Raw genomic sequence first — 19420 nt, forward strand, 5'->3', positions numbered from 1 at the left:
CCATGTCCGACTCCGCCCCGCCCCCGCCGGTCCGCCTCTTCTCCTCCGATCTCGACGGCACGCTGCTCGGCAACCCCGAGTCCACCGCCCGCTTCAAGACCGCGTGGGAGTCGCTGTCGCCGGAGGCGCGCCCGCTGCTGGTCTATAACAGCGGCCGGCTGGTGGACGACCTGAAGCGGTTCGTGGACGACGGCATCCTGCCCGCGGCCGACTACTACATCGGCGGCGTCGGCGCCGAGATCCACGACGTTAAGGCGGCGCGCCGCCTCGACGAGTTTCGCCACCACCTCACGGAGGGCTGGGACCTGGAGGCGGTGCGTCGCGTGGCCGAACACTTCCCCGGCACCCGTCCGCAGCCGCCCGGCTACCAGCACGAGTTCAAGTCGAGCTGGTTCCTCGACCACGCCACGCCAGGCACGCTCCGCGACCTCAAGCAGCGCCTCGCCGACGCGGGCCTCAAGGTGAAGGTCGTCTATTCCAGCTCGCGCGACCTCGACATCCTGCCGCGCAACGCCACCAAGGGCGGCGCGCTCCGCTGGCTCTGCGAGCGCCTCGGCGTGCCGCTCGACACTGTGCTCGTGGCCGGCGACAGCGGCAACGACGCCTCCATGTTCCGCCTGCCCGGCGTGCGCGGCATCGTGCTCGAGAACACCCTGCCCGAGCTCTACGAGGCCACGGTGGACGTGCCCACCTACAGCTCGCGGCACATCATCGCCGACGGCGTGCTCGACGGTCTGTGCCACTTCGGCGTGGTCTGCATGATCCCGACGAAGGAAAAATCCCGCGTGAAGCGCGAACAGATGGAGCCCGGTTTCCGGATGCTCTTCTCCGACACCAAGCTCGGCTCGCTCACCGAGAAGGAGCGAACCTTCCTCGCCACCGCCTACGAGCAGGCCGTCGCGGCCCTACGGCGCAACATCACGCCCCTCGGCTTTTCCGCCTGCTCCCTTGAGCACAACAAGGTCACCGGCACCGACGTGAACTACCGCAGCGTCTGGGCCCGCGACGGCTCGATCACCGTCTGGAACAGCCTGCATCTCGACGACGAGGACATCCGCGCCTGTTCCCTCGCCACGCTCGAGACCCTCCTCAATGCCACCACGCCCAACGGCCAGGTCCCGGCCAACGTCCGCATCGACACGGGCGAGCCCGACTATTCCGGCGTGGGCAACATCGCCTCGATCGACAGCGGCCTGTGGCTGATGATTGCGATCTACAACTACGCCTATCGCACCGGCAACCTCTCGCTGCTCTACCGCCACGCCCCGCGCCTGCAGACGATCATGAACTGGCTCGGCGCGCAGGATTCCAACAACGACGGCCTGCTCGAGATCCCCGAGGCCGGCGACTGGACCGACCTCTTCGGCCGCAGCTACAACGTGCTCTACGACGAGGTGCTCTGGTTCCGCGCCAACGTCTGCTACGGCCGCATTCTCGAGCTGATGGGCCAGTTCGACCGCGCCGCCGACTACCTGCGCGCCTCCCAACGCATCCGCGGCCGCATCCTCGACCTCTTCTGGCCGAGCACCCAGCCCGCCGACCCGGCACAGTCCGTAGCGCAGAACCGTTTCGCCCAGCGGCAGGCCGGCCTCGGCGATTCGCAGTATCTGTTGGCCGAGATCACGCCGTTTTCCTATAGCTGGCGTTGTGACACCTACGCCAACATCCTCGCGTTCCTCATGAATCTCCTCGATGTGGACCGCGCGCGCACCGCCTTCCGCTTCATGTGGGGCGTGGGCGTAAACCAGCCCTGGCCCGTGGCCAACCTTTACCCCGTCGTGCAGGCCGGCGATCCCGACTGGAAGGCCTACTACACGGTGAACCTGCTCAACCTGCCGCACCATTACCACAACGGCGGCATCTGGCCCTTCATCGGCGGCATGTGGGTGCGCTTCATCCACCGCCTCGGCTTCCACGAGGTCGCCTGCCGCGAGCTCGTGCGCCTCGCCGAGCTGAACCGCCTCGGCGCCGACCACGAGTGGGAGTTCAACGAGTGGGCCCACGGCCAGACCGGACGCCCCATGGGCAAGGCCTTCCAGGCGTGGAGCGCCGCGTCGTTCATCCGCGCCTGCCAGGAGGTCGGCCTCGAGCCCGGCCGCACCGATCATGAGTGACCCGCGTCCCACCGTCGTTTGCTTCGGGGAAATCCTCTGGGATTTCCTGCCGCGCGGCGCGTTTCCCGGTGGGGCCCCGTTCAACGTCTGTTACCATCTCCACCGCCTCGGCCTGCGCGCCCACCTCGTGAGCGGTGTCGGGCAGGATCTTCTCGGTGACGACCTGTTGCACCGGCTGAAAGGCTGGGGTCTCGAAACCGAAGGCGTCACGCGCCACCGCGGCCTGCCCACCGGCCATGTGCGCGCCGTGCTCGACGCCACCGGTAGCGCCAACTACGAGATCGCGCCCGAAGTCGCGTGGGACCAGATCATCCCGGGCGAAGACACTATGCGGGCCGTTTTTGGAGCGCAGGCGTTGGTCTTCGGCTCGCTCGCCCAGCGCTCGCCCGTCAACCGGGCCAGCCTCGACCGGCTGCTCGCCATATTACCGGCCGGCGCGCTGCGGGTGCTCGACGTGAATCTCCGCGCCCCCCACGACGCGCCCGCGCTGATCACCGACCTCGCCCGCAAGGCCACCCTGCTCAAGGTCAACGCCGGCGAGGCCGCCCGCCTCGCCGAGGACCAGCCTGGTTTCGGCCGCGAAGAAGGCCACGCCCGCACCCTCGCCGAAAAATACGGCTGCGCCCTCGTCTGTGTGACGTCCGGCGAGCACGGCGCCGGCCTGCTCGCCGAAGGCACCTGGCACTGGGCCAACGCGCAACCCGTCACCGTGCGCGACACCGTCGGCGCCGGCGACGCCTTCACCGCCGGATTGCTCGCGGGCCTGCTGTTGCACCGCGAATCGCCCGCCGCCGCCCTCGCCCGCGCCTGCCGTCTGGGCGAATTCGTCGCCTCCCATGACGGCGCCACCCCCGCATACACGACCGACGCCCAAGGTCGTCCCGTTGGCTGACCGGGCGATCTCAGCGGAGACCGAACAACTCGGGCTTTAGCCCGCGGGCGCGGACGGCCTCGGCCAGGGCCTTGAGGTCGATTCTGTCGCCGGGCTTCACGCCGGCGGTGCTAAACCAGCCCTGGTTCATCTCGAGGGCGAACTGCAGGTTGCGCCCACGCGAGACCACGGAACGTTCATCCCGCGGATAGAGCGGGTAGATTTCCTTCAGCACGCCCTCGGTGTCGAAGTAGCCGATATCGAGGGGAAGGGGCGTGTTGCGCATCCAGAAACTCATCTGCTGCGGCCGGTCGAAGACGAAGACCATGCCCTCGTCCACGCCCATCTGTTCGCGGAACATCAGGCCCTTCTGGGTCTCCGCCGGGAGAAGCGCGACCTGCACCTGCACGGTGCGGGCGCCGACCTTGATGGCGAAACGGTCCTCGATGGACTTCGGCGCGGCGCGGGCCGCGGCGTCCTTCCCGCAAGCGGTAAGCAACGCGAGGGCTGCAACAATCAGCAAGGGCAGGAAACGGCGGCGGGAAAACATTTTTGCGTTTTTGCACAGCTTCAGGGTCAATGTCGGCAAAAAATATCACTCCCCGTGAAACTCCCTCCCCCCCTCATCTACGCCAGCACCCATCACAGCGCCGACCAGCTCTACTTTGGCCGCGTCGAGGTCCACGATCCGTTCCTCGCCTTCGGCCTGCCCGACGGCACCAAGGTCACGGTGCAAAGCCCGTTGGAATTCGGCCGTGTCAAGAAAACGAGCGTCTTCGGGCGGGTGCTCCCGCTGGACGACTGGCGCACCAAGGCCCGCGAGAAATTCGGCCCCAAAGCCGGCCTCGCGGAGATGATCGCCACCGTCACGCGCGCGCATGGCCTGCGCCGCTTCCGCGTGGCGGATGACTTCCCGAGCCACCTCTATTTGAAGCTCACGAAGCTCGGCCTGAAGCTTGATCTGGCGGGCGGCATGCTTTTCCCGGAACGCGAAATCAAGACGGCCGCCGAAGCCGCCGCCGTGCGCGAGGGCAACCGGTTGTGCTCCGTCGGTTTCACCGCCGCGGAAAAAATCCTGCGTGCCGCCCGGATCAAGGGCCGCACCCTGGTCCATCGCGGCTCGGTGCTGACCTCGGAAAACCTGCGCTTCGCCCTCGAGACCGCCATCCGCGAGCAGGGCGGCGACCCGCGCGACACCATCGTCGCCGGCGGCGACCAGGCCTGCGACCCGCACGAGCGCGGCTCGGGCCCGCTGCGTCCGCACGAACTCATCATCATCGACGTGTTCCCTCGCGTGCTGAAAACCGGCTACTACGGCGACATGACCCGCACCTATCTCAAGGGTCGTCCGCGGGAAGTGCAGCGCCGCCTGGTCGCCACCGTGCGCGACGCCCAGAAACGCGCGCTCAACGCGATCCGCGCCGGCGTGGACGGACGCGAGGTCCACCGCGCAGTCACCGCTTGTTTCGAGGAAGCCGGTTATGAGACCCGCCACGGCAAGGGCGGCTCGGTGGGTTTCTTCCACGGCACCGGCCACGGGCTCGGCCTGGAAGTGCACGACCCCGGCCGCATCTCGCCCTTGATCGCCACGCCGCTGAAGAAGGGCTCCGTGCTGACGGTCGAACCCGGCCTCTACTACCCCGGCCTCGGCGGATGCCGCTGGGAAGACGTCGTGCAGGTCACCGCCACGGGTTCGACGATGCTTTCGCGTCATCCGTATCAGTGGGAGATCCGGTAAAACCGACGCCACCGGTCATCCTGAACGCCGTGAAGGATCCAGCAGCATGATCACTGCGGTCATCACCCTGGATTCTTCGCTTCGCTCAGAATGACAAGTAGGCGTTAATTGATCCCCACCCACCCATGCCCGAACTCGCCGAGGTTGAGTTTTTCCGCAAACGCTGGAGCGCCGGCCACGGCGCCAAGGTGCTCGCCGTGCGTCTGCACGAGGGCAAGAAAGTCTTCCGCGACTGCGACACGGGCGAACTGAGGCGGCGTTTGGCCGGGGCCAAGCTGCTCGGTTCCGCGTCCGCAGCCAAGCAGATGCTCTTCCGCTTCTCGGGCGAAAACTGGCTGGGCATCCATCTCGGCATGAGCGGTGAGACGCGCGTGGAGCCGCCCGACTACGTGGCCACGAAACACGATCACTTCATCCTCGTGCAGAAGGAACGGCAGCTGGTGTTCAACGACCCACGCATGTTCGGCGGCGTGCGGTTCCATCACGGCAAAGCGGCGCCCGCGTGGTGGACGAAGATTGCCCCGGCCATCCTGTCGCCCGCGTTCACCATGGAGGCCGTGGCGGATTTCCTGCGGCGCCGCGCCCGCGCGCCGATCAAGGCGGTGCTGCTGATGCAGGAGCGGTTTCCCGGCATCGGCAACTGGATGGCCGACGAGATTCTCTGGCGCGCCGCGCTCCACCCCAAGCGCCTCGCCGGCTCGCTGACAACCGCCGAGGTGCGCACGCTCCATCGCGAATGCCGCTTCGTCTGCCGGGGTGCGCTGAAATACAACGCCGGTGTCGGCGGCCCGTTGCCGGCCAGGCTGAACGAACTCATGCCTGCCTCCTGGCTGTTCAATCATCGCTGGGAGGACGGCGGGCGCTGCCCTCGCACCAACCAACTCCTGGTCCGCGAGGAAGTCGGCGGCCGCACGACGTGCTGGTCACCGGCCCGGCAAAGGCTACGCTGATCCCATGCCGGCCAAGCAACGTCTCGATGAACTCCTGGTGGCGCGCGGCCTCTCGCCTACGCGGGCGCAGGCCAAGGCGCTCATCATGTCGGGCCGCGTGCGCCACGGCACTGATCGGCTCGACAAGCCCGGCAAGGAATATCCGCCGGAGATCGAGCTGACCATCGACCAGCCGCCGCGCTTCGTGAGCCGCGGCGGCGACAAGCTCACGGCCTACCTCGAACAGTTCCCGCTCGATCTCACCGGTGCGCATGTGCTCGACGTCGGCGCCTCGACCGGCGGCTTCACCGACTGCGCGCTCCAGGCCGGCGCGGTCAGCGCCACCTGCGTGGACGTTGGTCACGGCCAGTTGCACGAAAGACTGCGCCGCGATCCGCGCGTAACCAACCTTGAAAAGGTCAACGCCCGCCATCTCGCCGCCGGCGACCTGCCGCGCGCCGACTACGATTTGGTCGTGATGGATCTCTCGTTTATCTCCCTGAAGAGCGTGCTGCCCGCCGTGTGGCCTTTCCTGCGCGCCGGCGGGACGCTCGTCGCCCTCGTGAAACCCCAGTTCGAAGCCGGCAAGGCCGAGGTGGACAAGGGCCAGGGCATCATCCGCGACGACGCCGTGCGCCGGCGCGTGCTGACCGAGGTGCGTGACTTCGCCCTGCAAGAGCTACCCGGTGCCACCCTCGTGGGGGACCTCGAATGCCCGGTCCACGGAGCCGACGGCAACCGGGAGTTCCTGCTGGGATTGAAGAAAGCCTGAGCCGCCTCCGGCGGATGACAGAGATGGAGGGATTGAACGTTGAACGTTCATCATGGGGTGTCCATCGTTCGCCCCATCCAATGGCTCCCATCCGCAGACTCGCCTTTGTCGTCAACACCGAGAAATCCGGCGCCGCCGCGCTGGCGCGCGAGCTGATCGCCATCGCCCGCACGGTGGGCGTGCGGCGCATCAAGAGCCGGCCCAACCGCAAGCTGCCCGCCGGCTACTTCAAGGGCTGTGACGCGGGCTGCATCATCGGCGGCGACGGCACCCTCCTCGGCGCGGTCAGCGAGGCGGCCGCGGCCGGCGTGCCGCTGATCGGCGTCAACCAGGGCAGCCTCGGCTACCTCACCAGCTTCACGCCCGACGAGGCGCGCGCCTGCTTCGGCGACATGCTGCTCGGCCACTACCGCATCGCCCCGCGCACGCTGCTGGAGTGCCGCACCGGCCCGCAGCGCCGCGACCTCGCGCTCAACGACGTGCTCATCAAGGCGGAGGTCAACTCCCAGCTGGTGCGCCTCGAGGTGTGCGCCGACGGCGAACTCGTGACCGATTACCTGTGCGACGGTCTCGTGCTCTCCACGCCGACCGGCTCGACCGCCTACAATCTCTCGGCCGGCGGCCCGATCATCCACCCGGGCGCCGGCGTGATTGCGATGACTCCGATCTGCCCGCATACGCTCAGCAACCGCACCATCGTGTTCAAGGACACGGTCAAGCTCAGCGTGGTCAATTGCACGCCCGGCACGCGACTGCTCGTCGCAATGGACGGCCAGCGCAACCGCACCGTGGTCAAGGGCTCCGCCATCGAGGTCACGGTCTCCCGGCGCCAGCTCGCCCTCGTGCACCGGCGCGACTACCGCCACTTCGGCGTCATGCGCGCCAAACTCAAGTGGAGCGGCGGCCTGACGGACAAGAAGTGAGTCGGGCGCTCCGGCGCAGGATCACTTCTTCTTCCACTGTCCGCCTTCGTCCTGAATCCAGACACCGGCCTTGCTGCCGCTGGCGATTTGCCGGGCGCGGGCCTTGCCGACGGCCTCGGGCGTGGCCCCGGTCTGCTTCGCGATGAGGGCATAGACCGCTTCGCGGTCGCGGTTCTCGTCGGTGATGACGGTGCCGCTGCCAGCCTTGCCAGCGGGCGGCACCTCGAGGAAGCCACGGTTGTTTTCGCCGACCGCGCCCTCGGCCTTGAGGGCGTCGATGGCGGGGAGGCGCTGCTCCATGCGGCGGCGAAGGTCGGCGGCGCTGTCCGCGTGGGCGACCACGGCCGAGAGGGTGACAAAGGCGAGGCAGGTAAGGAGACGGGAGGTCATGGGCGTCAGGACTTCGGGGTTTCGTGGGTGGCGGACTTGCTGTCGAGCTCGCCGAAGAAGTCGTCGAGGGCGCGGTCCACCTTCACGTTCACATCCACGGTGATATGGATCGGTTTCACTTCGATCGGCGTGGTCTTCACGTTCACGCAGCCGGAAAACAGGGCCGGCAGACAGGCGGACGTGAGCAGGAGAAAACGTTTCATGGGAAAAATTGGACCACGGATTTCAGGGTTAGGCACGGATTAAATCCATTGGCAGCAGGCCGGGTTGGTTTCCCGATTGAGTCAGCCGGCTCAAGGTTTGGTTCCCGTTTTGATCCCGCCCTTCAGTCCGAGGTTGAGCAGGCTTTCGATCGGGCCGTTGACGTTAAGGTCGAGCGTGACGGGCGCCTTGACCCGCGGATCGACCGGCTCCCCTGCGATGCGCAGCTGGGCGGTGCGGTTGGGCGGGGCGTTGGGCGGACGGACCTCGAGGCGCAGTTCCGTGACCTTGAGCTTGAGCAGGCCGTCCTCGACCTGCTTGAGCACCGCGTAGTTGGCGCTTTTGGGCGACGTGCCCGCGGTCAGGAGCCCCTCGGCGTGGAACTCGATCTCCAGGCTCTGGCCCTCGGCCAGGCCCAGCCATCCAGTCCCCAGCTGCAGGGCGCCGCCCTCGTAGCGCAGCGGCAGGCGTCCACTCAACGCCCCGGTCGCCCGGGCCGGAAGGTTTTGCGTGAGCGCGAGCACGTCTTCTGCGCGGATCGCCTCGGCGCGCACCACGGCCTGGATGGCGGGGTTGCTGAAGCGATGGGTGAACGGCTCCACGTGCAGGACCCCACCGAGGGCGCGCACGGACAGCGCCGACACCTCCACCTGTTCCGCCGTGGCGCTGGCCGCCTCCGCGTTGAGATCGGTCATGGCCACGGTGCCGGCGGTGAGTTTTTCGGCGCGCACCGCCACCCCGGTGGCCCGGAGCGCGGCCAGGTCCACCGCCGGCACGTCCATCTCCACGCCCTCGGCCACCACGGCGAGAGCGGGATTAGCCAGGCGACCTTGGCGGAGATGAAACTCCCCCCGCCCCGCAAGCGCTCCCTCTTGGAAACTCCCCTGCACGTCACCGTTCACCACGCCGGCGAACTCCCACGGCCCGGCGGGCAGCGGCAGCCAGTGTTCCAGCCAGGCCCGCCAGGGCAGCACGTCGAGCTGCAACGAGGTTGTCTGAAATTCGGTCCTGCCAGTGACTGGTGCGTAGCTGCCTGCGAGCGCCAGGTTCAGACCCGGGGCCGTCACCACCGCGGTCCCGCCCCACTCTTTTGTCGCCAGCGGTTGCACGGCAAATTGCACCACCAGGGCCTGCTCCAATTTGCCACCGGCCCGCAGCGTGACCAGGCCGTCGAAAGAGATGCCCTCCAGCGGCAACGAGGGCGGAGCGGTCGGGGTGCTCCCGTGCTTGGCGGTTGCCGGCTGGCTGGCGGTCATCTGGTCCACCTCGACGTCCACCCGGGCTGACTGCACGCGAAGGCGGCCCAACGAGGGCGACCACCAATGTGCCCGTTCGAGGGTGGTCCGCTCCGCGGCGAAGCGCACGGCATCGAGTCGGAAGGCCAGGTCATCCAGCTCCATGCGCCAGGGCGAAACCCTGGCCACATCGAAGGCAATCTCCGTGGCCCCGCCGGCCTTCAGCGCCGCGCCCAGGGCCCAGGGCAAGGCCGCCCATCGCGCCGCCGCGATCCCCGCCACCGCTGTCACGGACAGAACCACGAGCACACTGAGACGGAATTTGCGCGGGGACTTGGGCATGGGACGGTGATGTGATAAGACGGCGGGCCGGGCAGGATGTTTCCCGATGAACGTCTTCGCCCGCGGCGGCGTCGAGTAGTTTCGGGCCCGGACCGCGCGTGCCGGATTGCCTTCCGACCCAAGCCGGGCTCTCGTGAACCCATGAGAATCTGCGCCCGCCTGCTCGCGCTGTTTTGCCTGGGCCTCTGGAGCGGCTGCGCCAGCAATCCGGAATCCACCTCCTACGAGGAATGGAAACAGGAGCAGAAAGCCCGGTGGCAGGCCCGGCAGGCCGGCATCGAATACAAGACCAAGGCCGAAGTACGGAAGGAGGCGGAGGAGATGCGCGCCATCGCCACCGAGGTCATGAACAGCGCGGTCAAACCCGCACCCGCCGCACCGGCCGCGCCCACGGCCGAAGAGAATAAGGCTTTGCCCCGGTAACGCCCTTCCCGTTCGCTCGGCCATGATGACCGCCTCTCCCGCCGCAATCATCCAGCGCCAGCTCGACGCCTACAACGCCCGCGAGCTCGAAACGCTCCTGCAGATCTACGCCGACGAGGCGGAGCTCTACGAATTTCCCGCGACGCTGCTCGCCCGCGGCACGGCGGCCCTGCGCGAGCGTTTTGCCACGCGCTTCCGGGAGCCCAACCTCCACGCCGCCCTGCTCCACCGCATCGTCGCAGGCGACACGGTCATCGACCACGAGCGCGTCACCCGCACTTTCCCCGAGGGCCCGGGCACCATCGAACTGACCATGATCTACCAGGTGCAGCACGGCCGCATTGTCCGGGCCTGGAGCATCGCCGGCCCCAAAACCCTGGCCGGTGACTGAAGTGCGCCAATATTTGCGCAGCTTGCGCCCTTGAGTCCGCGCAGCCAGCCGCCAGCCTCGACGCGTTTCAACCTCCATCCCCATGAACCAACCCCTCCGTTTCATTTCCACGCTGCGCGGCCTGTGCGCGCTCGCGCTCATTGCCGGACTGGCCTTCGTCGCCCCGGCCCTCAACGCCGCCGAAAAGGCGCCCGCCCTGCCCCTCAAGGCCTCGTTCGAGAAAGTCGCCAGCACCGAGGGCACGCCCTTTGTGCTGCATCTCAAGAACGAGTCCAAGGACTCGCTCAAGGTCAGCGGCAAGGTCCTGCTCAGCGTGGTCCATCACGCCATGGACAAGGCCCGGGCGGTGCCCGAGGCGACCGTGGCGGCCGGCGCTTCGCTGACCATCAAGGACCTCTCCGCCGAAGACCGCGTGGTGCTGACCGCCGCCGGCTACGAGTCCCTTGAGATTCGGGTGCCCGCCAAGCCCTGAACCAGGCCAATCGCGACTCACTTGCAGCGCGCCCCGCGGGGCGCGCTTTTTCATGCCAGTCAACCGTATGGCAGATTTTCTCCTTCCGGTAACTGCGTGACACTGCACGCTCTTGCGCCGTGCAGCCCGACGAAGTCACGCCTCTCCTCCAGCGGATCAACGCCGGCGACCCCACTGCCGCCGAGGAACTCCTGCCTCTGGTCTATGGGGAACTGCGCCGGCTCGCCGCCTCACGCATGGCGCGCGAGTCCCCCGGGCAGACCCTGCAAGCCACCGCCTTGGTGCACGAGGCCTGGCTGCGCCTCGGGGGCGACGCCCAGCCCGCGTGGGCCAATCGCGCACACTTCTTCGCCGCCGCCGCCGAGGCCATGCGCCGCATCCTCATCGACAACGCGCGCCGCAAACAAGCCGTCCGGCACGGCGGCAAGCTCCAGAAAGTCAGCGCCAACGAAACCGCCTTCGACCTGCCGGCCGACCTGGCGGACGACAACGAGCTGCTCCTGATCAACGAAGCTCTCGAAGCCTTTGCCCAGCATGATGCGCGCAAGGCCGAGCTGGTGAAACAACGCTACTTTGTCGGCCTGACGATCGAGGAGGCCGCCCAGGTTCTCGGCATTTCCGAACGCACGGCCAAGCGCGACTGGGTGTACGCGCGCACCTGGCTGTTCAATGAGGTTAAGCGCCTCCGGGGCTAGCCTGCCGGAGCGGGCCCTGTCCTCTTCCATGGCAAAAACCCGCATTGGAGGCATGCCCCGCTGACTTGAAGCCGGACGACGACATTTTCGCCGAAGCTCTGGAACTGCCCGCTGCCGAGCGGCCGGCGTTCCTTGATCGTGCCTGTGCAGGTCAGCCCGACGCCCGCGCCCGGATCGAGGCGTTGCTGTCGGCGCATGACGAGGCCCAGCGTTTCCTGGAACGCCCGCTGACCGTGCGCCCCCCCGCCGGGCCCGAGGAGGAACCCGGCACGGTAATTGGTCCCTACACCTTGCGCGAGCGGATCGGCGAGGGCGGCTGCGGCGTCGTGTGGCTGGCCCAGCAGTCCACGCCCCTGCGCCGCTTCGTCGCCCTCAAGGTCATCAAGCCCGGCATGGACACGCGCAGCGTCATCGCCCGATTCGAAAGCGAGCGGCAGACCCTCGCGCTGATGACCCACCCGGACATCGCCCGGATCTACGATGCGGGCACCACCCCGGCCGGCCGGCCCTACTTCGTGATGGAATATGTCGAGGGGATCCCCATCACGCGTTTTTGCGACGAACACAGCCTCGCGATGGAGCGACGGCTGGAACTGTTCGCCCGTGTCTGTCTCGCCCTCCAGCACGCCCACCAGAAGGGAGTCATCCACCGCGACCTCAAGCCCTCCAACATCCTCGTCTCGCTCCGCGACGGCGCACCATGTCCCAAGATCATCGATTTCGGCATCGCCAAGGCCACGACGGGCGGCATGGGCGGCGAAACCCTGCACACCGAACTGGGGCTGTTCATGGGCACGCCCGCCTACATGAGCCCGGAGCAGGCGGAACTGCGGCACGACGACGTGGACACGCGCAGCGACGTCTATGCGCTCGGGGTGCTGCTCTATGAACTGCTGACCGGCCGGCCGCCCTATGACCCGAAGGAACTGGTGCGCGCCGGTGTGTTTGAGATCCGTCGCATCATCCGCGAAGTGGATCCGCCGCGCCCGTCCACCCGGCTTTCGACGCTGACCGTGGAGGACCGGGACACCGTGGCCCGCCAGCGCGGGGCGGCGCCGCCGCGCCTGACGGCGGTCCTGAAAGGCGACCTCGACTGGATCGTGATGCGCTGCCTGGAGAAGGAGCGCGACCGCCGCTACGGCACGGCCGCCGCGCTCGCCGAGGATGTGCAACGCCACCTGCGGCAGCAACCCGTCGAGGCCCGCCCGCCGCATGCGCTCTACCGCCTGCAAAAATTTGCGCTCCGCAACCGCCTCGCGGTGGCCGCGGTCACGGCCGTGACGCTTGCCCTCGTGGCCGGCACGACCGTGAGCACCTGGCAGGCGGTGCGCGCCACGCGGGCGGAGCGCCTCGCCGCCACCGAACGCGACGCCGCGCTCGCCGCCCGAGGGGCCGAGGCAGCGGCGCGCGCCGACGCCCAACGCCGCCAGGAGCAGGCCGAGGCGTTGCTCACCTTCATGCTCGGCGATTTCCGCACCGAGCTGCAGAAGATCGGCCGCCTCGAGCTGCTCGACCGCATCAGCGCGCAGGCGATGGAATATTTTGAATCGCTCGATTTGCGCGACGTCACCGACACCGCCCTCACGCGCCAGGCCAAGGCGCTGACCCAGCTCGGCGAGGTGCGGCTCGAGCAGGCGCGCTTCGCCGAGGCCGAGCAGGCGTTCACCGCCGCCCACGCCCGCGCCGCCGCGCTGGCGGCCCGCCATCCGCAAAACGGGGACATGCTCTACGAACGCGCCCAGGCCGAATTTTGGATCGGCTTCGCCGCCCGCCGGCGCGGCGATCTGGCGCGTCAGCGCGAGTGGCTGGTGAAATACCGCGACACCGGCGTGGCGCTGGCCGCGCTTGAAGGCGCCACCCGGCGCTCGCATCTCGAGCTGGCCAGCGGCCACCACAACCTCGCCGTGCTCGACGTGGATGCCGGCAATTTTGCGCCCGCCCAAGCCGGCTTCGTGGCCGAGATGGCCGCGCTCGCGCCCTTGCTGGCGGCCGCCCCCAACGACCCGGAATTGCTCTACCGGCGCGCTGACGGCGCCTCGTGGCTTGGCACCATTGCCGAACGCAACGGGCGCTATCCGGAGGCCGCCGATCATTACACCACCATGGCCGGCCTCTACGAAAGACTGGCCCAACTCGAGCCGGCAGACGCCCGGTGGCAGTTCGAACTCGCCCAGAGTCTCACCTTTGCCGGAACCATCAGCGCCATCAGCGGGGAACGGGCCCGGGCGGCCGGCAAATACAGCGAGGCCATGGCCGTGTTGCAGAAGCTGGTGGCCCTCGACCCCGCCAACAAGCGCTGGCAATCCGTGCTGCTGCGCCTGCAACTCACGCAGGCCGCGCTGCGATTGGCACCGCCCGCCGCGCTGCTGCCGACGGTCAGTGAAGTCCGGAAAAAATTCGTCACCCTCGCTGCGGCCGAGCCGGCCTCGGTGAACTTTGCCCGCCTGGCCGTGATGGCCTGGACGCATGAGGCCGGCCTGCTCCTGAGCGAGGCGCGGCTCGCCGAGGCGCACGACGCGATCGCGCAGGCCCGCCCGGCCGCCGAACGACTCTGGCTGAATCCTCAGGCTGACATCTGGACCCGCCATCTCGCCTGTCATGTGTTGATCATGGAAGGCCGCATCGCCGCAGCCCGCGGTCAGCCCCTCCCTGCGGATCACTGGCGGCTGGCCGCCGAAGTGCTCGGCCCGGCCGACCGAGCCCAAGACTGGCGCCTGTTGGAGCCGGCCGCGCTCATCGCGGTCCTCTCCGGCGACTCCGCCGCCGCCGCACCGTTGGTCGCGCGGCTGAAAGCTTTCGGTCATCGCTCCGCCGATCCGTATGTCGCGGCCACGCTGGGCCTGACCGAATAAAACATAACCTCATCGCACCCATGGAAACCCAACCCAGTCCGCTCAGCCTCATCCTCGCGGTCACCGTGACGCAATTCCGACCCTTCGGCGGAATTTTCCCCATCAGCGCCACCTACAAGGTCGTCTCGGCCTCGCCCGGCGTCAGCGTCTTCGGCGCCACCATCGTCGTCAAAGGCACCCAACCCGCCAAGCTCGTGTTCCAGCTCACGGACAAGAATTATGTCTTCGTCGGCGCAACCTTCGACGCCAACGGCCCCACCCCCGACGTCGGCACCACGGAGTTTCCCTCCGTCAGCATCGACCGCACCCCGGCCGGCAACACGCTGACCATCACCGACGCCAACGATCCGCGCAATCTCGGCAAAGTTTACGGCTACGTGCTGCTGGTCCAGAACACGCTCACCGCCGAGATCGGGCTGATCGATCCGAACATCATCAACGACACCGGTCCCTGAACGGGCCCGGGGCGGACGGGGCTCGGCTGGCCCGATCAGCCGGCAAATTGCGCATTGTGGGTATCCGGTGGAATGCCGGATTCCCACCATGCCCAAGGTAATCCCTCCCGTTCGTTTTGAGGCCACCGGCCATCTGCAGATCTACCTCGTGCCCGAGACCGCCACCTACCTTTTGACAGCCGCAGGGGCTGAAGGCGGGGGACACGGTGTGGCGGTGGGCGGCCGGGGCGCCATGGTGCGCGGGCTGTTTCACCTGCGGGTCGGCGAGGTGTTGCATCTGGTGGTCGGGCGGCAAGGGCAGCCGGGCATGAGCGTGCCGCCGCTGGCCAACGGCGTATCCTGCTCTCCCGCCTGTCTGCGGGGCGGCGGAGGTGGCGGCGGCACTTTTGTCTGGAAAGGCAATCCCCAGGGCGCACGCCCCACCTGGCCCCTGCTGGCCGCGGGCGGGGGTGGTGGCGGCGGGAGTTTTGCCGGCGGCGAAGGCGTGGTGACCAACGACGCCGTGCGCGCCGATGGTGCCGGGGGACGCAACGGCCAGGGTGGCTCCAGCGAAAGCGAAAGCTTTTACTACACCGGCGGAGGCGGCGCCGGCTGGCTCGGTGCTGGGGCTAGCGGAGCCGGCCCCACCTATTGCCAGGGCGGTTCACTCTGGGAGGGGGGCGAGGGCGCGCGGTTCGGTGGCTACATCGGCGGCCACGGCGGCTACGGCGGCGGCGGCGGCGGTTCTTTCTTTGGGGCCGGTTCCGGTGGTGGCGGCGGCTACAGCGGCGGGGCCGGCGGGGGCGGTCGCAAAGGCGTGGCCAGCGGCGGAGGCGGTTCCTACAACGCCGGCCGGGAACAGTTCAACGTGGCCGGGTTTCAACGCGGGGATGGATTTCTGACCATCGCGATGGTGCCCGAGCCCCTGGTGATCACCGCACCGGCCGAGGCACCTGTCACCGAGGCGCCGGCCCGCCCGAAAGCGCCCTCCTTTCAGTTCACCGAAAGCGCGACCCTGAATTTCCTCAAGCAACAGCAGCGGTGGCATTACCAGCCGGGTTGAGCGCTTAACCGACACTCCGGGGCGCATACGCCCGGTGTCCGGTGGTTGCGGTAACGCATCCGGTCACAGCCGACGACGCGACGAAGGAACCACGCGCGCGGGTTTGTTGACCGGGAAAAACAGGTGCCAGAGATCCGTCAGCAACTCCCCGAGATCCTCCCTCAGCCTGCGATAGACGGGGTCGCTCATGGGAAACCGGGGTTACCGGAACATCCGGGCGTGACTCGCCGCTGCAAAGATCGCTCCACCGAGAGCAACCAGCATGAAGAGGGAAATGGCGATGGTCATGCCCTAGTATCGGCGCAGCCGGGTGGCGGGTTTACCAAAAAAGGCTTCCCCTCACCCTTCGCGCCTCGTTTCCTGCCCGACTCACCTTTTACATCCGTCCTCCGTCCTCTGTCCTCCGCCTTCCGTCCATGACTCCCGCCCAGGAAATCGCCCGCCGTCGCACCTTCGCGATCATCTCGCACCCTGACGCGGGCAAGACGACGCTGACCGAGAAGTTCCTGCTCTACGGCAACGCCATCCATCTCGCCGGCGCCGTCAAGGACCGCAAGAACCAGCGCGCCACCGCCTCGGACTGGATGGAACTCGAGAAGCAGCGCGGCATCTCGATCTCGTCCACCGTTCTCCAGTTCGATTTCGCCGGCTGCGCGGTCAACCTGCTCGACACCCCCGGCCACAAGGACTTCTCCGAGGACACCTACCGCGTGCTCACCGCCGTGGACGCCGCGCTGATGGTGATCGACGCCGCCAAGGGCGTGGAGACCCAGACCCGCAAGCTCTTCGAGGTCTGCCGCCGCCGCGGCGTGCCGATCTTCACGTTCATGAACAAGTGCGACCGGCCGACGCGCAACCCGCTCGACCTCCTCGACGAGTTGGAGAGCGTGCTCGGCCTGCAATCGTCGCCGGTCATCTGGCCGCTCGGCAACGGGCCGTCGTTCAAGGGCGTCTTCGACCGCCGCACCCGGCAGGTGCATCTCTTCGAGCGCGTGCCTGGCGGCAAGTTTCAGGCCCCGGTCAACGTCACCTCCCTCGACGATCCGGCCGTGCGGGACAAGCTCGACGACGACACCTATCGCGACGTCAAGGAACAGCTCGAGATGCTCGACGGCGCCGGCCATCCCTTCGACCTGCACGCCGTCCAGCACGGCAAACAGACGCCCGTGTATTTCGGTTCGGCGGTGAACAATTTCGGCATCGAGCTTCTCCTGAACGGATTCTTGCAGGACTCCGTGCCCCCCGCCCCGCGCAAGTCGGTCAGCATCACCGTGCCGGGCGCCCCCGCCCCGACGACCGAGCGCGTCGTGCCGGTGGACGACCCGAAGTTCTCCGGCTTCATCTTCAAGATCCAGGCCAACATGGACCCGAAGCATCGCGACCGCATCGCGTTCTGCCGCGTCTGCTCGGGCAAGTTTGAGCGCGACATGGTCGTCACCCACCAGCGCACCGGCCGGCAGGTTCGCCTCTCTTCTTCGCACAAGCTCTTCGGTCAGGAACGCGAGACCGTGGACGAGGCCTGGCCGGGCGACGTCATCGGCCTCGTCGGCCACGACAGCTTCGGCATCGGCGACACGCTCACCACCGACCGCGCCATCGTTTACGACGAGATCCCGCGCTTCCCGTCGGAAGTCTTCACCTACATCACCAATCCGAACTCCGGCGACGCGAAGAAATACCGCGCCGGTCTCGAGCAGTTGCTGCAGGAGGGCGTGGTCCAGTCCTTCTCCGCCAAGAACGCCCCGCCCGGCGCGACGCTCCTCGCCGCCGTCGGTCCGCTGCAGTTCGAAGTCGTGCAGTGGCGCCTCCAGAGCGAATACAACGCCGAGTCGCGCCTCACGCCCACACCTTGGACCGTCCTCCGCTGGCTGGAGATTCCCGACCGCCTGAAGGATGCGAAGGGCAATTTCGATTTCACCCGCCTCATCGTTGCCACCGGCGTCAGTTTTGGTGCCGACAAATTCGATCACCCCGTCGTGCTCTTCCCCAACGAGTGGTCGATCCGCTACTTCACCGAGAAGAACCCCGAGTTGAAGCTGCACGAACTGCCGCTGGAGCAAACGAAGACCTGATCCCGCGCGGCGGCTCCACGCCGGAGATCGCGGCGATCAGCCGGCCGCCAGCCGTTGCAACCGCGCCCCGACGCGCTCCTTCCCCAGCACGCGGAAGATCGCGGTGATGCTCGGGCCGGCGTTGGTGCCCGTGACGGCGAGGCGCGCCACGGCCTGATAATCGCCGAAACCGAGGCCCTTGCTCTCGGCCAGCGCCTTGAGGCCGGCTTCGATCGTGGCGTCGGTCGAAAAATCCATCGCGGGCACCGCGGCGATCAACTCGGCGAGACGGGACTTCGGGTCGCCCTTGGCCATGACCTTGGCCTTCACCTTGTCGTCCACCGGGAAATCATCGCCGAAGAAATAGACCGTGTAGGCGGCGAGTTCGTCCACCGATTTGATCTTCGGCTGGGCCAGCAGCATGATCTCGCGGAAGTAGGCCTCGTTGGCCATGACCGCCGCGCCGTTCGGCTGATTGGCGAAGAAGTCCTTCGCGAGCGCGAGGAACTTCTCCGCCGGCTGCTCCAGCAGGTAAACCATGTTCATGTTCGCGAGTTTCTTCCCGTCGAACTTCGCGTTGCTCTGGTTCACGCCGGGCAGGTCGAAGAGCTTGATGATGTCGGCGATCGGCATCTTCTCGCGGTCGTCGCCGGGATTCCAGCCGAGCAGCGACAGGTAGTTTATGAGCGCCTCGGGCAGGAAGTGCCGCTGCTGGTATTCCTCGATGAGGGCGCCCTTGTCGCGCTTCGACATCTTGCCCTGCCCCATCTCGGGCGACTTCAAAATCAGCGGAATGTGTGCGAACACCGGCGCGGCGACGCCAAAGCCCTCGTAGAGGCGCACGTGCTTGCTGGTGTTGGACAGGTGGTCCTCGCCGCGAATGACATGAGAAATCTTCATCTCGATGTCGTCCACGACGTTCACAAAATGGAACACCGGGTTGCCGTCGGAGCGGAAGATCACGAAGTCCTCATCCTCCTGCCGCTCGACCCGGCCGCGGATCTGGTCGTCGATCACGACCGGGGCGGACTTCACCTTCTCGACCTCCTTCTTGCGGTGGTCGTCGAACACCTTGTAGCGCTCGCCCAGCAGCTTGAACCACACGGCGCCGTCCTTTTCGTAGGCGCGGCCGCTGGCGAGCAACTGCTGCTTGTAGCGGTGATAGATGTCGTTGCGCTGGCTTTGCCGATAAGGGCCGTAGCTGCCCCGCTCGCCCACACCGTTGGGATTCGGACCCTCGTCCCAGTCCATGCCCAGCCAGGTCAGGCTGTCGTAAATCAGCTTGAGGAACGCCTCGCTGTTGCGCGCTTGGTCGGTGTCCTCGATGCGCAGGATGAACGTGCCGCCGGTGTGCCGGGCGTAGAGCCAGTTGAACAGGGCCGTGCGGGCGCTGCCGATGTGGAAGAAGCCGGTGGGACTGGGAGCGAAGCGGACGCGAACGTTGGACATGGGAGAAGGGTCAGTGAGGCGGATGCCCCCCGCCCTGTCAAAGCCTGTCCCGGCCGGCCCGGTTCATCCCCGCAA

Annotated in this window: 20 protein-coding genes; 14 read left to right on the plus strand and 6 right to left on the minus strand. The window is 67.5% G+C overall.

Translation table 11 applies throughout. The annotated features are described in order from the left end of the window. Positions 1-2: 2 nt before the first annotated feature. Both ESB00_RS13255 and ESB00_RS13260 read left to right on the plus strand, forming a co-directional pair. A complete protein-coding gene (locus tag ESB00_RS13255; RefSeq protein ID WP_129048159.1) occupies positions 3-2114 on the plus strand; it encodes an HAD-IIB family hydrolase in 2112 nt (703 codons plus the stop codon). Continuing rightward, on the plus strand, positions 2107-3006 hold the full coding sequence (locus ESB00_RS13260; RefSeq protein WP_129048160.1) for a PfkB family carbohydrate kinase: 900 nt from the start codon (positions 2107-2109) through the stop codon (positions 3004-3006). Before ESB00_RS13255 ends, ESB00_RS13260 begins: the two co-directional genes overlap by 8 nt. Before the next feature lie 10 nt (positions 3007-3016). Here the strand turns inward: ESB00_RS13260 and ESB00_RS13265 are convergent, their stop codons facing one another. Beyond that, positions 3017-3535, minus strand: a complete 519-nt coding sequence (locus ESB00_RS13265; protein WP_129048161.1) for a DUF192 domain-containing protein — start codon at positions 3533-3535, stop codon at positions 3017-3019. Positions 3536-3589: 54 nt separating this feature from the next. On the opposite strand from ESB00_RS13265, the gene ESB00_RS13270 reads away from it, so the two are divergent. From ESB00_RS13270 to ESB00_RS13285, 4 genes are all read left to right on the plus strand, one after another. Beyond that, positions 3590-4723 (plus strand): M24 family metallopeptidase, encoded by a 1134-nt coding sequence (locus ESB00_RS13270; RefSeq protein WP_129048162.1) that lies wholly within the window; start codon positions 3590-3592, stop codon positions 4721-4723. A 125-nt stretch (positions 4724-4848) separates the two neighbouring features. Then, positions 4849-5673: an Fpg/Nei family DNA glycosylase gene (locus tag ESB00_RS13275; RefSeq protein ID WP_129048163.1), complete on the plus strand. Its 825-nt coding sequence runs from the start codon at positions 4849-4851 to the stop codon at positions 5671-5673. A 4-nt stretch (positions 5674-5677) separates the two neighbouring features. After that, positions 5678-6424, plus strand: coding sequence for a TlyA family RNA methyltransferase (locus ESB00_RS13280; protein WP_129048164.1), 747 nt, complete (start codon positions 5678-5680; stop codon positions 6422-6424). Positions 6425-6504: 80 nt separating this feature from the next. Next, a complete protein-coding gene (locus tag ESB00_RS13285; RefSeq protein ID WP_129048165.1) occupies positions 6505-7347 on the plus strand; it encodes an NAD(+)/NADH kinase in 843 nt (280 codons plus the stop codon). A 21-nt stretch (positions 7348-7368) separates the two neighbouring features. Here the strand turns inward: ESB00_RS13285 and ESB00_RS13290 are convergent, their stop codons facing one another. The 3 genes from ESB00_RS13290 to ESB00_RS13300 all read right to left on the minus strand — a co-directional run bounded on the left by ESB00_RS13290 (position 7369) and on the right by ESB00_RS13300 (position 9515). Next, positions 7369-7737 carry a YdbL family probable chaperone protein gene (locus tag ESB00_RS13290; RefSeq protein WP_129048166.1) on the minus strand — a complete coding sequence of 123 codons (369 nt, stop codon included), beginning with the start codon at positions 7735-7737 and terminating at the stop codon, positions 7369-7371. 5 nt (positions 7738-7742) lie between these two features. Further along, the gene (locus tag ESB00_RS13295) at positions 7743-7940 is read right to left on the minus strand and encodes a YnbE family lipoprotein (protein WP_129048167.1); all 198 of its coding nucleotides are present in this window, start codon (positions 7938-7940) and stop codon (positions 7743-7745) included. Positions 7941-8030: 90 nt separating this feature from the next. After that, positions 8031-9515 carry an intermembrane phospholipid transport protein YdbH family protein gene (locus ESB00_RS13300; RefSeq protein ID WP_164976198.1) on the minus strand — a complete coding sequence of 495 codons (1485 nt, stop codon included), beginning with the start codon at positions 9513-9515 and terminating at the stop codon, positions 8031-8033. A gap of 141 nt (positions 9516-9656) precedes the next feature. Here ESB00_RS13300 and ESB00_RS19700 point away from each other — a divergent pair, with 141 nt between their 5' ends. From ESB00_RS19700 to ESB00_RS20115, 7 genes are all read left to right on the plus strand, one after another. Further along, entirely contained in the window at positions 9657-9938 is a 282-nt protein-coding gene (locus tag ESB00_RS19700; RefSeq protein ID WP_164976199.1) for a hypothetical protein, read from the plus strand. Positions 9939-9960: 22 nt separating this feature from the next. Continuing rightward, a complete protein-coding gene (locus ESB00_RS13305) occupies positions 9961-10329 on the plus strand; it encodes a nuclear transport factor 2 family protein (protein ID WP_218938746.1) in 369 nt (122 codons plus the stop codon). A gap of 82 nt (positions 10330-10411) precedes the next feature. Then, entirely contained in the window at positions 10412-10801 is a 390-nt protein-coding gene (locus ESB00_RS13310) for a hypothetical protein (protein ID WP_129048169.1), read from the plus strand. Positions 10802-10920: 119 nt separating this feature from the next. After that, positions 10921-11496: an ECF-type sigma factor gene (locus ESB00_RS13315; RefSeq protein WP_129048170.1), complete on the plus strand. Its 576-nt coding sequence runs from the start codon at positions 10921-10923 to the stop codon at positions 11494-11496. 65 nt (positions 11497-11561) lie between these two features. Then, positions 11562-14348, plus strand: coding sequence for a serine/threonine-protein kinase (locus tag ESB00_RS13320; protein ID WP_164976200.1), 2787 nt, complete (start codon positions 11562-11564; stop codon positions 14346-14348). A gap of 20 nt (positions 14349-14368) precedes the next feature. Beyond that, positions 14369-14803: a hypothetical protein gene (locus tag ESB00_RS13325; RefSeq protein WP_129048172.1), complete on the plus strand. Its 435-nt coding sequence runs from the start codon at positions 14369-14371 to the stop codon at positions 14801-14803. 88 nt (positions 14804-14891) lie between these two features. Further along, positions 14892-15845, plus strand: coding sequence for a hypothetical protein (locus tag ESB00_RS20115; RefSeq protein WP_164976201.1), 954 nt, complete (start codon positions 14892-14894; stop codon positions 15843-15845). A gap of 63 nt (positions 15846-15908) precedes the next feature. On the opposite strand, the gene ESB00_RS20120 is transcribed toward ESB00_RS20115, so the two are convergent. Then, positions 15909-16034, minus strand: a complete 126-nt coding sequence (locus tag ESB00_RS20120) for a hypothetical protein (protein WP_281278165.1) — start codon at positions 16032-16034, stop codon at positions 15909-15911. Positions 16035-16261: 227 nt separating this feature from the next. Here ESB00_RS20120 and ESB00_RS13335 point away from each other — a divergent pair, with 227 nt between their 5' ends. Next, positions 16262-17917, plus strand: a complete 1656-nt coding sequence (locus tag ESB00_RS13335; RefSeq protein WP_129048173.1) for a peptide chain release factor 3 — start codon at positions 16262-16264, stop codon at positions 17915-17917. Positions 17918-17953: 36 nt separating this feature from the next. On the opposite strand, the gene ESB00_RS13340 is transcribed toward ESB00_RS13335, so the two are convergent. Next, positions 17954-19345 carry a glutamate--tRNA ligase gene (locus ESB00_RS13340; protein WP_129048174.1) on the minus strand — a complete coding sequence of 464 codons (1392 nt, stop codon included), beginning with the start codon at positions 19343-19345 and terminating at the stop codon, positions 17954-17956. Between the last annotated feature and the right edge of the window lie 75 nt (positions 19346-19420).

The sequence above is a fragment of the Oleiharenicola lentus genome, assembly GCF_004118375.1.
In the GTDB taxonomy this organism is placed as follows: domain Bacteria; phylum Verrucomicrobiota; class Verrucomicrobiia; order Opitutales; family Opitutaceae; genus Lacunisphaera; species Lacunisphaera lenta.

Coding starts and splice junctions, on each gene's coding strand:
- ESB00_RS13295 (WP_129048167.1), bottom strand. CDS start 7,940: ATGAAACGTTTTCTCCTGCTCACGTCCGCCTGTCTGCCGGCCCTGTTT.
- ESB00_RS20120 (WP_281278165.1), bottom strand. CDS start 16,034: ATGAGCGACCCCGTCTATCGCAGGCTGAGGGAGGATCTCGGGGAGTTG.
- ESB00_RS13285 (WP_129048165.1), top strand. CDS start 6,505: ATGGCTCCCATCCGCAGACTCGCCTTTGTCGTCAACACCGAGAAATCC.
- ESB00_RS13300 (WP_164976198.1), bottom strand. CDS start 9,515: ATGCCCAAGTCCCCGCGCAAATTCCGTCTCAGTGTGCTCGTGGTTCTG.
- ESB00_RS13280 (WP_129048164.1), top strand. CDS start 5,678: ATGCCGGCCAAGCAACGTCTCGATGAACTCCTGGTGGCGCGCGGCCTC.
- ESB00_RS13275 (WP_129048163.1), top strand. CDS start 4,849: ATGCCCGAACTCGCCGAGGTTGAGTTTTTCCGCAAACGCTGGAGCGCC.
- ESB00_RS13265 (WP_129048161.1), bottom strand. CDS start 3,535: ATGTTTTCCCGCCGCCGTTTCCTGCCCTTGCTGATTGTTGCAGCCCTC.
- ESB00_RS13310 (WP_129048169.1), top strand. CDS start 10,412: ATGAACCAACCCCTCCGTTTCATTTCCACGCTGCGCGGCCTGTGCGCG.
- ESB00_RS19700 (WP_164976199.1), top strand. CDS start 9,657: ATGAGAATCTGCGCCCGCCTGCTCGCGCTGTTTTGCCTGGGCCTCTGG.
- ESB00_RS13260 (WP_129048160.1), top strand. CDS start 2,107: ATGAGTGACCCGCGTCCCACCGTCGTTTGCTTCGGGGAAATCCTCTGG.
- ESB00_RS13325 (WP_129048172.1), top strand. CDS start 14,369: ATGGAAACCCAACCCAGTCCGCTCAGCCTCATCCTCGCGGTCACCGTG.
- ESB00_RS13340 (WP_129048174.1), bottom strand. CDS start 19,345: ATGTCCAACGTTCGCGTCCGCTTCGCTCCCAGTCCCACCGGCTTCTTC.
- ESB00_RS13290 (WP_129048166.1), bottom strand. CDS start 7,737: ATGACCTCCCGTCTCCTTACCTGCCTCGCCTTTGTCACCCTCTCGGCC.
- ESB00_RS20115 (WP_164976201.1), top strand. CDS start 14,892: ATGCCCAAGGTAATCCCTCCCGTTCGTTTTGAGGCCACCGGCCATCTG.
- ESB00_RS13255 (WP_129048159.1), top strand. CDS start 3: ATGTCCGACTCCGCCCCGCCCCCGCCGGTCCGCCTCTTCTCCTCCGAT.
- ESB00_RS13335 (WP_129048173.1), top strand. CDS start 16,262: ATGACTCCCGCCCAGGAAATCGCCCGCCGTCGCACCTTCGCGATCATC.
- ESB00_RS13305 (WP_218938746.1), top strand. CDS start 9,961: ATGATGACCGCCTCTCCCGCCGCAATCATCCAGCGCCAGCTCGACGCC.